Below are 13,028 nucleotides of genomic sequence, written 5' to 3' on the forward strand. Positions count from 1 at the left end.
ATGATTCTTTTCAGACTGGTTCTCAAACTCGTGCTGTGGACATGGGCAGGCGCCCCGTCCCATTCCTCAACTGATCGGTGAAAGATGGCGCCATGCGCATAGCCTGGGCAGGCATCGCGGCAGCGGCTGCTTCCTCGACCTCGGCATCGACCTCCGAGGTCTTCTGCGGCTCGGGCGTCGGCCTGGCCGCATCGCCCTTCTCCTGTGACGCCGGTTGAGGGACCAAACGGTCGGCATCGGGCTGGTACAGCTCGGGCGTCGCCAGATCGTGGTCGGCGCCGAGCGACACCCGGCTCAGGCGGCCTTGCACCAGGCTGTTCATGAAGTCGGCCAGACGCTGCGAGTCGCGCACCGCCTGTTGCACGAACAACGCCGGGTCCATGCCCAAGTCCATGCCCGGCACGCGCACACCGCTGTCGTACGGCTGCGCCAGGTCGATGCGGCTGGTGGCGCGGGCATCACCGCCCAGCGCGCGCTCGTTTTGCGACGCCACCACCGCGTCGCGCACATAGGTGACCGACTCGAAGGAAAGGCCGACCTGCGGCAGGCCAGGCCCCCACGGATCGGGGAAGTACGGCCCCGGCCGCAGGCCAGGCCCCGTCGATCCCTCCGAGCGGTCGGGCGGCAGCCCGTCCTGCGTGCCCGGCAGCACCTGCACCGTCACGGTGGTGGTCTCGGTCACACCGCCGCTGGTCACCGTGTAGGTGAAGGTGTCGGTACCGACAAAGCCCGGGTTCGGCATATAGGTGATGCTGCCGTCGGGGTTGATCGTCACCGTGCCATTGGCCGGCGGCGTCGTGCCCGTGACCCTGGGGTTCCTGCCCTCGAAGTCGTCGTTGTCCAGCACCGGAATCCGCACCGGCGTGTCGCGCTCGGTGGTGGACGTGTCAGGCACGATGTCGGGCACCGGCGTGACGGTGATGCGCAGCACCGCCGTGGCGGTGCCGCCCTCGCCGTCGCTGATGGTGTAGGTCACCGGCGGCACGCGGCCGTTCCAGTCGGGCCTGGGCGTGAAGGTGTAGTTGCCGTCCTCCCTGAACACCAGCCGGCCCTCGTTCAAGGTGATGGTGTGCGACGGCGTGCCCGGCCCGAAGGTGTAGGTGCGGCCGTTGACGACGATCTCCGTCACCGTGAGGTCGTCGCCATCGGGGTCGCTGTCGGCCACGTCGCCACGGCCACCGTTGCCGATCACGTTGCCGCTGACCGGCGTGTCCTCGCGTGTGGTGCGGGTGTCGTCGCGCGCCACCGGGGCCGGGTTGGTCACCGTGTAGGTGAAGGTCTGCGACGCGGTCTGGCCGTGCGGGTCGGTGACCATCACCGTCACCTCGTACACGCCAGGCGTACCCGTGTTGCCGCCCTGCGAGGCGCTGTTGTCCAGCGTGCCGGTGATTACGCCCGTGTTCGGGTCAATCGTCAGGCCCGGCGGCAGGTCAGTGGCCGTGTAGGTGAGCGGATCGCCGTCGATGTCGACAAATCCACCGGACGTGGGGATGTTGATGCCACCGTCGGCATCAACACCCACCTGTGGCGGCAGAGAGGCCACCGGGTCCGGGATGTTGTTGAGGTCGATGGTCAGCGTGGCCGTAGTTTCGTCACCGTCGGCATCGCGCACGGTGTAGGTGAACACGTCCACCGGGTTGGACACCGTGATGCCGGCATTGGCCACGTAGGTGTAGCTGCCGTCGGGGTTGAGCGTCAGGGTGCCGTAGGTTCCGGTGATGGCCGTACCCGTGCCGCCCGCTGTCGGCGTGCCACCGTTGTCGCCGGCCACCACGCCGACCACTCCGTTCCCGCTGCCCGTCCAGCCATCGGCACCGGAATCGTCGTTGCCAAGCACGTCGCCTGTCACCGTATTGCCTTCGGTCACGCTGTTGGTGTCGTCGGTGGCGGCGGGCAGGTCGTTGATGATGGCAATGGTCAGTGTGCCGCTGGCCGTCTGCGGCGTGGGCTTGTTGTCTGTGACCTGAAGGGCGATGTCATCGGTATACGGGCCCGAGTGCGCCACCGGGTCCTTGAGCGTGTATTCGTACTCGATCACCAACTGGGTGGGCGCACCGGTCGGTCCCTGCACACCGCGGATACCCGTGATGACCAGCGTGCCTTCGCCCGTGTCGATGCTCACTGGCGTCAGAACACCATCGCTGATGTCTTGCAGTTCGGCGTAAGTGAAGGCGGTTCCTCCGACCGTCACCGACCGGATGCCGTCGGGCGCAGCCACCACGATGTCGCCAGTGGTGGATTCACGGTCGTCGCCAGCATCACCCAGGCCAGCTTCGTACACCGAGTTCTGCCCCTGCGTCGATGGGTCGGCGGGGTCGTCGGTCCCGTTCTCGTCCTCGGGGCCGATGGTGGGTGGCGTGGCGCCGCCACCGTCCGTGCGTCCATTGATGGTGATGGTCAGCGCGGCCGAGTCGGTCAGGCCATCCGCATCGGCGAGGGTGTAGTCGAATACATCGGTCAGCGTGTTGCCAGTGCCCAGGCTGTTGACGTCCGGGTGACTTTCATTGAGCACGTAGGTGTAGCTGCCATCGGGATGGATGGTGAGCGCACCGTACTGGCCGTTCACCGTGACGCCGCCAGCCGGGATGGGTTCCGTCGTCCCTCCGACAGGCCCGATCTCGGTGATGACCAGATCGGCCAGCGCGGTCTCAGGGTCGCTGTCCACGCCGTTGCCGCCGTCGTTGTCGTTGCGCAAGTTGCCCGAGACGCTGGCGCCAGGGGTGGGCTGGCCGTCGGACTCGGTCACGCTGTTGGCGTTGTTCGTGGCATCCGGCGGATCGTTCTGCGCCGTGATGTTGACGACGATGGTGGCATCCCCCGTGAGCGCCCCGCCGCTGCCCTGCTTGCTGTTGTCGTTTGCATCATCGAAGCGGAAGCGCAGCGTGACATTGGCCGGTGGCGTATCGGAGCGGTTGGCGTAGGAGATGGCGCTGGCCACGGTGTTGATCGCGGCGGCGTCGGCACTGGCGTTGAAGGTGATCACCAGTTGCCCACCCACGTTGGTGAAGCTGCCAACCGTGCTGCCGCCCACCACGAGGTTGCTGCCGGACACCAGGGCCGGATCGTTGAAGCCCAGCACATCCTCGCTGGCGGCGTTGAACCCATCATTGGTGGCGTTGCTGCGGCCGATGGTCAGCGTGGTGCCACTGAAGTTGTCCAACTGGCCTGGGTCGCGGTGCAGTTCGGGGTCCGTGATGGTCACCGGGCCCAGGTTCACCGGTGCACCCAGCACGTCGCGGTCTTCCCCGAGCGGATCGCTGCCGGTGCGGTCCACGCCCTCGACAAAAGTGACCGAGCCGTTGGTGATGGTGACCACCGGCGTGTCGTTGACCTGCAGATAGCCCACGTTGCGGTTGACCGAGGTGGTGCCTTCTCCCAATGTCACGCTGATGGTGCCCAGCGTGCCGGCATCGGCATCCCACCGAGGCGACAAGGCATCCGTGTCGTCAGCAATCGCACCGCCCGGAATGGTCAGCGTGACAGTGGCCGGCGTGGTGATGCGGTAATTGCCCGACACCAGCCCTGTTCCAGGCAAGGCGCCGAAGCTGTACTCGCCGCTCGCGTTCGTGGTGGTGGTCATCACTCGGTCGTCGGCGTTGCCGAAGATGCCGTCCGCTCCGGCCCAGCGCAGCTCCACGGTCTGGTTGGCCAGACGGAATTCACCCCCATCGATGGCGCCGTCGCGGTCGTTGGTGTCGTCCCACAAGACTCCGTTGATGGTGCCGTAGCCGGCCGGATCGCTGCGGGTGTAGGTGTTGGGTGCCGTGCCGCTGCCGTCGCGCTCGCCGCTGGCCGAGGCATCCGTACCTACCGTCGAGCCCGCGAAGCCCGTGCTCGAGATGGTGCCAGCACCGTCCGGCAGGCTGCTCCAGGTCACCGTGGCATTGGTCGGCGCCGTGGCCGACTGTTCCGCGTTGGTGGGAACCCCCACCGTATAGCGCAACTCGACGCTTGTCCCTGGGGCCAGCCGGTCGAAGTTGACACTGACGCCCGTGGCGCCCACTGTCCATGTGATGCCTGCTGCAGCGGCCGCAGCCGTGTCGGCCGATGTGTAGGCCGTGCCGCCCACCACCAGGCGCTCAAACACGTAGGAGCCGCTCTCGCCGCTCGGAAAGTCGTCCGTCAGCACCACGTCGTAAGCCGGCGCCGCATCCGTGCTGCCCGTGTTGAACGCATTGCGCACCGTGATGGTGGAGGTGGCGCCCTGCGCACCCGGCGCGGTATCCACCACATCCTTGGTGATGGCGCTGATCTGCGGCTCGACCACGTTGTCGGTGGTGCCGTTGCTCTCGCCCAGCTCGGTGGCGCCGCTGCGCACGGTGACGGTGGTCACGAGGTCCGTGCCGGCCGTGTTGCCAGCCACGTTGCGCACCACCGCGTTGAATTCGAGGATCAGGTACTCGCCATCGGCATCGCGGTCGAGGTTCTCGATGTCACCCAGCACGAACACGCCGCTGCCGTTGGGGATGATGCCGATACCGGGTCGCGTGCCTGCGCCAGCCGTGTTGCCGCTGTTGAGCGAGTTCTCGATGTTGTCCGCGGAGTTGCCGCTGATCCCGTTGCCGGCGCCGGCGCCATTCACGTTGAACCCGCCACCATTGCCCACCAGGGCCCAGGTGGCACCCGTGTCCAGCAGTTCATAGCCCGGCGGCAGGTTGGGCGTGATGTTGAGGTTGTCGATATTGCCCTCGGGCACGCGCATCACCAGGCGGAAGCGCACGATCTCGCCCACGGCCACGTCCTGCGCATCCGCTGCCGTATCCCCCGGCGCAGCCGTGTCCGCCAGGCCGCCCACACGGCTGAGGATGTATTCACCCGCCACGTTGACTGGCGCACCGTCGCTGGCCACGTAGTTGTTCAATGTCGTGGCGTCCGGGCCTTCACCGTCGCTGCCGTCGCGCTCGTTGCCATCGCGCACGCCATCATTGTTGCTGGCGCTGTCGATGCTGCTCCAGCGCACCACGGCATCGCTGTCGAAGGAAGTGACACCTGCCACCGTCGCATTGGTCGACGCCGTCACGGTGATGGTGAGGGATTGGCCGTCTAGCAGATCGAGGTTGGCGCCGTCGCTGATCCGCAGCTCGTTGCCAACCCATTGGAACGCGCCTGTCACGTCATACGACCCTCCGCCGTCCGTCAACATCACTTGCAAAGTGCCTGTATCCGGGTTCACCACCGACGGGAAAACATCGCTGAACGTCAGGTCGAACGCATCGACGCCGCTGGTGTTGGAGATGGTCGTGGTGTACGCCACCGAGTCGCCGGCATCGATAGGCGTGTTTTGATTGCCTGCCGTCACCAGATCGGTATCCACTTCCTTGACGATGGTCAGTTGCGGCTCGCGGATGGTGATGGTGGGCGAGCCCGTGCCGGAGACCACGGTGTTGGTGTCGGCGCCACCGTCGTCATAAACCAGCCCGGTGGCCATGTCGCGCGTGGTGTCACCCTGGTTGTCGACGGTGTTGGCCACGATCGCTCGGACGCGGATGACGAAGCTGTTGTCGCCCGAGCTGTTGTTGTCCGTGGTGGTGACGTTGCCGAAGCTGAAGCGCGGATCCTCGCCGACCGCGCCCGTGTCGCCGGTGACGGTGGGCACACCCAGGGTGCCGGCGAAATTGCTCGTCAAGGCACCGCTGCCACCGGCGCCGGCCACCGTGATGATCTCGTAGCCCACGCCGTTGTAGCTGGTGTCCAGCCTCATGCCCGGCGGCACCAGCGCATCCACCTTCAGGTCGTGCGTCGTGCCTTCGGGCAGCGTCACCACGATGTCGTAGACCATCGACTCGCCGATGACCATGTTGGCACCCGTGGTGTGCCCGGCGCTGGAGTCGTCGGGCGAAATGCCGCCATCCTGGAACACGATGCGGACCTCGGGCGCCTTCGCGGCCGCCGCGGCGTCGTCGGAGATCACATTGGTGCCGGGCAGGAAGTCGTTGCCAGCGGCCACGCCGCCGTCGCGGTTGGAGTAGTCGACCACGGACACGGTAGAGGTGGTATCCAGGCCTGCAGCAATGTCGCCCACGGCCACCGTGTCGTAGGTGATGACGAGCACGTTGCTGCCGGCAACGACCGCGTCTCCACGGCCCGCCTCCAGGTAGACGCCCGGCATGGTGCTCAGCACGCCACCCACGACCGTGTAGTGCGTGCCTGCAACCAGCAGGGTGCCGTCTCCCAGCCGCAGCTGCAAGTTGGCGGCGGCAAGGTCGGCCACAATGTTCCCTGCGGCGTCGGTGAAAGCAAAGCCCGGCGGAGGCGTGACCACGCTGGAGCGGATGTCGAACGCGCCATGGCCACCGGTGTTGATGACACCCACGCCGAAACGCACGCGGTCGCCCGCATCAATGCCAGTGATGTTGCCGTCGATGCCGCTGATGTCCGAAATCGTGCCCGCAAAAGATGCGCCGGTGGTGCCCGGACTGGACCAGCTTCCGGTCGTACCAGTCAGGGTGTTGTCCCCTTCGGAATCGATGTGGGAGACGACACCGTGGCGGATCTCCAGGTGCGGCTCATTGAGCTGGAGCTGGATGCTGTCCTGGTGCGTGGCCGACTCACCCGGGGTGTTGTTCTCCGAAGCCTCGGCCTGTGTCGTGAGATAGAGGCCGTCGGCGAACGGTGAGTCGTTCACCCGGACGGTGAACCGGATCACCACCTGGGTGGGCAGGTTGTTGCTGTCCTCGCGGCTGCCCAGGTCGAAGCTCAGACCATTCGAACCCGCCGCAACCGACAGGCTGGCTGTTCCGTTGATGTCGATGACGTTGCCTGCCCCATCGATCAGCACCCATTCCCCCGGCCCCGGATAGGTGGCGGATGTCCCTACAGACCCATGGGCCCACCCGCTGGAAGTGCCATCGGCGCCCGGGTCGCCCACATCGAACACAGGCTTGGGCAGAAAGGCGTCGAGTTTGAGGTGTTCGAAGTCGCCCGTGCCCAGGTCGTAGGTCAACTCGTAGGTGACGGTGTCGCCCGGCCGGATGCCGGCGCTGCCACCGCTCGCGGCACCATTGATGCCCACGATCTCCAGCGTCAGGCCACCGCTGGCGATCTCGACATCGGTGGCTGTGCTGTCCTGAACGTCACTGCCCTGATCGCCATTCGCCTGGACCACCGTCCCGGTGATCACCGCCGAGGTGGCCAGGCGGTCGCCGTGATTGATCTGCGCATCGCCGCCTCCGACGGGAGACTCGAAGGTGTTGTCGATGGTGGCCGTGTAGGTGATGACCCCGAACGTCCCGCCCAGATCGACCCCATTGAATTTCCCGCCTGTCAGGATGCCTTGGGCCAGGTCACCAGACAGCCCTGCGTTTCTCAGCGCTTCGGAAATGTCGAAGGTCCGGGTGATGTTGTGGGTGGACGGATCGGTGACATCGGTGAAGTAGCCGGCCAGGGAGACGACCACCGGCGTGCCTTGGTGCGTCAGGGTCAAGGTCGGCGTGCCCGTGGGTGTATGCCCATCGTCGATGACATCCGTGATGACGACATCGTCGAAGCGGAAGTAGTCGGACACCTGGAAGTTGATGGTGTACTCCAGCGTCTGGCCAGGGCTGTTCTGGCCTCCGGGCGTGATGTTCTCGACCTCCTTTTGCACCGCGAGCGAGCGAATCGTGTGCTGGAGCTCGACACCCGCCGGGTCGTAGTCAACAGTTTCCTCTGTGTCGCGTGCATCCAGCGGATCCCAGTCGCCGGTCCCCGACACCTGAAACTGCACCGTGCCCGCAGAGCCGGAAACCGGGTCCAGCACGTTGGCGGAAGCGGCGTCCACATCGGGCACGTAGTACTGGATGGTAACGGCCTGGGTGCCGCTGATGTCCCCGACGGGATGGGACAACGTGCCTCCCGTGACGGGAGCGCCCAGCGACACGCCGTTGATGCCGGTCACGACAATGTTGCCCGGCACATCAATCACAAGGCTGTAGTCGGTCAGTGTCTGACCCGCCGCCACCGTGATGGTGGTGGTCATTTCGCGCGGGAAGTTCGGGCCCGTGGCGGTCTCGCCTTCCGGGCCGTTGAACGTGTGCGTGTACTCCATCAGCACCGGTGTGATGCTGGCCGTGACCATGCCACCTTCCACGCTGGGATCGTTCGCGTAGTCGGCCGTGGGCGTTTGGCCGAAGCGGAAACCGGCCCTGGCGGCGATCTCCAGGCCGGTGCCCCGGTCGGCCAGATTGGACAGCGAGGCCTGCACCACCAGTTCGGCCTCAGGCTGACCGTTGGTGTAGCTGCCGAAAGGCAGTTCGATCACGACCACCGTCTGTCCGGGTTGGCCATTGATCACGCCCGGCTGGTTGGTGTTGTCGCGGAAATACGGATGTTCTGCCGTGCCACCGGCACCGATGGTGACGAGCTGGTAATTGACCGGCGTGCCCAGGTAGGTGATGGCGCCGCTGGTGGCGATGGTGACGCCGTCATTGCCATCGGCCCCCAAGGGCAGGAAGAGATCGATGTAGGGGCCGAAGCCGTCGGGGTTCGGCGCCGTGCCCGGGTTCGAGAAGTTCAGCGAGAAGGTGAAGTCCTCGCCGATAAGCACTTCGCCAGCGGTCGGCAGCCCTGTGATCGTCACCGTGGGGGCCGCCGTCAGCAGGCTGTTGAAACCCGCCACCGAGAGCGCCGTCGCCTCGATGGCGCCGGTGGACAGCTCCAGGTCCCAGTCGCCGCCCTTGTCGGCCGCGCCGGTGGCGTCGGTCGAGGCGGCGATGTCGGCACCGGTCAGGTGCGCCAGCTCGGTGATAAAGGCCTCGCCTTCGCTGTCGGCGGCCAAGTCGCAGCCGTAAAGCAGGATGTCGGCCTCGTCGGTGAGGTACGGCGCCCAGCCCCGCAGCATCTCGCGTTGCGCCTCGCTCAGGCTGCCGCCGCCGATGACCTCGTTGCCCAGCATCAGGCTGCCGGGCGTGCCGTGGCTGATGATGTGAATGGTGTCGTACTGCCGGCCGGCGTCGTTGGCGAGTTCGCGGCTGATGGCGTCGAGACCAGATTCGTCGCGCTCGACCACGCGCACCATGACATTGGCGGGCAAGTCGAGGGTGAAGCCCTCTTGCTCGGCCACACGTGCGTCCACCACCACAAGGGTGGCGAATCTTTCTTCAGGAGCGTCCAGGGCCGGCGGGTCGGTGTCGTCGTCGGATTCGGCGTCGGCCTGACTGCTCGCGTTGTCGACGGCGTCGCTGCCTTGCGCGCTTTCGCCCTCACCTTCGATGCCGCCTTCGTCGTCTGCCGCAGCCGTGGTGGAAGACGGCGTGGGGACTTCGTTTTCGTCTGTGTCCCCGGAGGCGTTGGCGGGTTGCGGCTCGTCAGCGCCGGGGACGGGTGCCTGGCCCTGCACCTCTGGCGCTGCGGCGTCGGGCGCGCTTGGCTGCGGAGGGCTGGGTTCGGGCGCGGCCTGATCGGGGAGCACATCGGCCGCAGCCACGGCACCTGCGCCGTCAAACAGCAACCGCGGCTCCAGCGCCATGGCCTGGCTTGCAGGCCGAAAACGGAGTTTGTTTTCTTCTTCTTTCTTTTCTGTTCGCATGGTGACCCTAGCTATCGCCCGAGAAATGTAACCAAATCCTACCGATACGCAGGAAAGCGCCACACTCTAGACGAAAGGCCTACTCGTTTGCCGCGCTGAATCGCTGCAAAGTTCACAGGCTCAGGTCGCGCGTTCGGCTATCACCCAGCCAACACGCCCGTCAAGATTAACGAGCAAAAAACCCAACGCCACAAGACGAACGGTCTGATTTTCAGAACGAACGGCTCTGAGAACGAGGAATTTCCTTCAGGGAACGCAACAACAGCCTCAAAGACGCATTTTCAGTCGTTGCAAATCGACCACAAAAAGCTTCGCAACAAAACCGGATAAGCGTGCGGATGTCACAGCCAGGGGACCAGGGAAGGCCCCTGCGAGAGCGGTGCGTCGCCAGGGCCCTGGAGAAAAAGCTCTGCGTCAGAGCTTCTGCAGCGCGGCGATGCGCTCTTCCATCGGCGGATGGGTCGAGAACAGCTTGCCCAGGTTGCCGGTGATGCCCATGGCCTGCATGGTCTTGGGCAGCTCGCCGGGGGTCAGGCCGCCCAGGCGGGCCAGCGCGTTGATCATCGGCTGCTTGCGGCCCATCAGCTGGGCGGCGCCGGCGTCGGCGCGGAACTCGCGCTGGCGCGAGAACCAGGCCACGATGATGGCGGCGACGAAGCCCAGCACGATGTCCAGCACGATGGTGGTGACCATGTAGCCGATGCCCGGGCCGCTGTCGCGGTCGTCGCCGCGGCGCAGGAAGCTGTCGACCGCGTAGCCGATCACGCGGCTGAGGAACACGACGAAGGTGTTCATCACGCCCTGGATCAGGGTCATGGTGACCATGTCGCCATTGGCGACGTGGGCCACCTCGTGGCCGATCACGGCCTCGACCTCTTCACGCGTCATGCTTTGCAGCAGGCCGGTGGACACCGCCACCAGGGCCGAGTTCTTGAAGGCGCCGGTGGCGAAGGCGTTGGGGGCACCGTCGTAGATGGCGACCTCGGGCATGCCGATGCCCGCCTTCTCGGCGAATTTCTGCACGGTCTGCACGATCCAGGCCTCGTCCGCCGTCTGCGGCTGGTTGATCACGCGCGCGCCAGTGCTCATCTTGGCCATGGTCTTGCTCATGAGCAGCGAGATGGTCGCGCCGCCGAAACCCATGATCAGCGAGAAGCCCGCCAGTGCGGTCATGTTCAGGCCGTTGGCCGTGAGGTAGCGGTCCACGCCCAGGATGCGCGAGGTGACCATCAGCACCGCCATCACGGCGAAGTTGGTCAGAACGAACAGGAAGATGCGTTTCATGAAGGCTCCGTGGCAAAGAGGGACGGATGATAGTGGGGGTGGGTCGACCCCGTTTCAAGATGTGTTCAGACCTGGGGCAGCAGGTAGCGCCGTTCCCAGGCGCTGATCTCTCGCAGGTAGTGGTCGTGCTCCAGCGTCTTGACCGCCAGGTAGCCGCGCACGAAACGCTCGCCCATCAGCCGGCTGGCGGTCTGGCTCCGCGACATCTGATCCAGCGCGCCGTCAAAGGTTCGCGGCAGGCTGCGCGCCTGGTCGTAGCCGTTGCCGCTCACCGGTTCGGCCGGTGCGATCCGCCCTTCGATTCCGGCCAGACCGGCCGCCAGCGTCGCCGCAATCGCCAGATACGGGTTGGCGTCGGCGCCGGCCAGGCGGTTCTCCACCCGGCGCGCGGCCGGGCCGCTGACCGGCACGCGCAGGCCGGCGGTGCGGTTGTCGTGGCCCCACTGCACATTGGTCGGCGCCTGGCTGCCGGCCACGTAGCGGCGGTAGCTGTTGACGGTGGGCGCGTAGACCAGCATCAGATCGGGTGTGTGGGCCTGCAGGCCGCCGATGTAGTGGAAGAAGGTCTCGCTGGCCGTGCCGTCGGCGCTGCTGAACACGTTGCGCCCCTGCGCGTCCACCACGCTCTGGTGCAGGTGCATGGAACTGCCCGCCTGGCCCGCGACGGGCTTGGCCATGAACACGGCGTTGAGTCCGTGCTGCAGAGCGATCTCGCGCGCCGCGGTCTTGAACAGGAAGGCCTGGTCGGCCACCGCCACCGGGTCGCCGTGCAGCAGGTTGATCTCGTACTGGTTCTCGCCCACCTCGTGCAGCCAGGTGTCGGCGCGGATGCCCAGGCCGTCGATGGCGGCGTGGAAGGCGTCCCAGAACGGCGCCAGCTCGTTGAGCGCGTTCAGGCTGAAGGCCGACTGACCGACCTCGGGCCGGCCGCCCTTCCCGGTGGGCGAGGCCAGCGGCTGGGCCGGGTCGGTCATGGCCGCGGTCAGGTAGAACTCGATCTCGGGCGCCACCACCGGGGTCAGGTCGGCGGCGGCGTAGCGGGCCACCACGTTCTTCAGCACCGAGCGCGGCGCGAACTCGCACAGCGAGCCATCCAGCTCCAGGCAATCGTGCACCGCCAGGTAGCGCGGCACGCTGGCCCAGGGCGAACGCTTGAGCGTGGCCAGGTCCGGCACCAGGCGCACGTCCGGGTCGCTGTCGGGGAACACGGGGTCGTAGCTGTACTCGCCCGTGATGCACTGCATCGGGATGGCCTGGCAGATGCGCAGCTCGGTCCCACCCGCGAAGCTGGCGGCCGGCATCAGCTTGCCGCGCGGGTAACCGGTGACGTCGGCGAACAGGCACTCGACGTCGCGCACGCCGGTCTCGCGGAAGTGGGCGACCAGGGTGGCGCGGTCGGCGTCCAGCGAGAGGTTCAGGTGGGACCAGGAGGGCGAGGCGGAAGAAGTCATGTCGTCGGTGCGAAAGCGGTTCGGGGCGGCCGGAACACGGTGGCGTCGTCGTAGAACGCCGGGTCCTGGTTCGCTGGCCACCAGCCCGGCACCCCCAGCACGGGCAGCGGGGTGAAGGGTTTGGTCGCCAGCTCGGCCGCGGTCAGGCGCGCCGCCAGCCAGCGGTCCCAGGCGGCCACATCGCCCCCCAGTTCGGGGGGCACGGGCACCCGGTAGACATGCCCGGTGATGGACTTGTAGGGGGAGACCAGCTTCTCGGTCAGCGCGTGGCCGAACAGTACCAGCCGGGTCTGCCCCCACAGGGACCGCAGGTCCACGAACAACCGGGTCCACTCGCGCGCGATCAGCGCATCCCAGATCGCATCGGGGGCCTGCAGCAGCACCGCGTTTTCGTCGAACAGGGTGATCGCGTCGCGCACCGGCCCCCGCACCTGGCCCACACCGGCCTGGGCAATCTGCGCCGCCTGCAGGCGGTTGAGCAGGCGCTTGGTGGCGGGGAAGCGGGCCCACACCAGGCCGTTGAAGAAGTCGTGCAGGCCTTCGCGCGTCGGCACCGAGCCGGTCTCGAAGATGAACTGCTCGTAGGCCACGCCCTCGGGCAGCTCTGCTTGCGGCACAAAGCGCGGGCCGGCGGTACCGATGTGGTGGTTCAGCGCCTGCGGCAGCGGAACGCCCCGCTCACAGGCTGCACGCACCGCCGCCCCGTCGGCCGCGAAGGGCGCGTTCCAGGGCTGTGACCAGTCGGGCGCAGGCCAGCCGGCGACGGCGTTGCCGACGGCGCACATGCC

General features: G+C 66.7%; 4 protein-coding genes. All 4 read right to left on the bottom strand.

Going from position 1 to position 13,028, the window contains the following annotated elements:
• Positions 1 to 22 precede the first annotated feature (22 nt).
• Positions 23 to 9,445: a DUF4347 domain-containing protein gene (locus tag DD542_RS06855; RefSeq protein ID WP_164868360.1), complete on the bottom strand. Its 9,423-nt coding sequence runs from the start codon at positions 9,443 to 9,445 to the stop codon at positions 23 to 25.
• Positions 9,446 to 9,919: 474 nt separating this feature from the next.
• Positions 9,920 to 10,789: a protease HtpX gene (gene htpX, locus DD542_RS06860; protein WP_066153595.1), complete on the bottom strand. Its 870-nt coding sequence runs from the start codon at positions 10,787 to 10,789 to the stop codon at positions 9,920 to 9,922.
• Between the two features lie 65 nt (positions 10,790 to 10,854).
• Positions 10,855 to 12,240, bottom strand: a complete 1,386-nt coding sequence (locus tag DD542_RS06865; RefSeq protein ID WP_206610776.1) for a glutamine synthetase family protein — start codon at positions 12,238 to 12,240, stop codon at positions 10,855 to 10,857.
• Positions 12,237 to 13,025: a DUF3025 domain-containing protein gene (locus DD542_RS06870; protein ID WP_127804645.1), complete on the bottom strand. Its 789-nt coding sequence runs from the start codon at positions 13,023 to 13,025 to the stop codon at positions 12,237 to 12,239. Before DD542_RS06870 ends, DD542_RS06865 begins: the two co-directional genes overlap by 4 nt.
• Positions 13,026 to 13,028: the final 3 nt, after the last annotated feature.

This window comes from Hydrogenophaga sp. NH-16, assembly GCF_004006415.1.
Classification (GTDB): domain Bacteria; phylum Pseudomonadota; class Gammaproteobacteria; order Burkholderiales; family Burkholderiaceae_C; genus Hydrogenophaga; species Hydrogenophaga pseudoflava.

What these genes read in the sequence shown, in the direction of transcription:
- DD542_RS06855 (WP_164868360.1), bottom strand. Translation starts at nt 9,445, where the DNA reads ATGGCGCTGGAGCCGCGGTTGCTGTTTGACGGCGCAGGTGCCGTGGCT.
- htpX (WP_066153595.1), bottom strand. Translation starts at nt 10,789, where the DNA reads ATGAAACGCATCTTCCTGTTCGTTCTGACCAACTTCGCCGTGATGGCG.
- DD542_RS06870 (WP_127804645.1), bottom strand. Translation starts at nt 13,025, where the DNA reads ATGTGCGCCGTCGGCAACGCCGTCGCCGGCTGGCCTGCGCCCGACTGG.
- DD542_RS06865 (WP_206610776.1), bottom strand. Translation starts at nt 12,240, where the DNA reads ATGACTTCTTCCGCCTCGCCCTCCTGGTCCCACCTGAACCTCTCGCTG.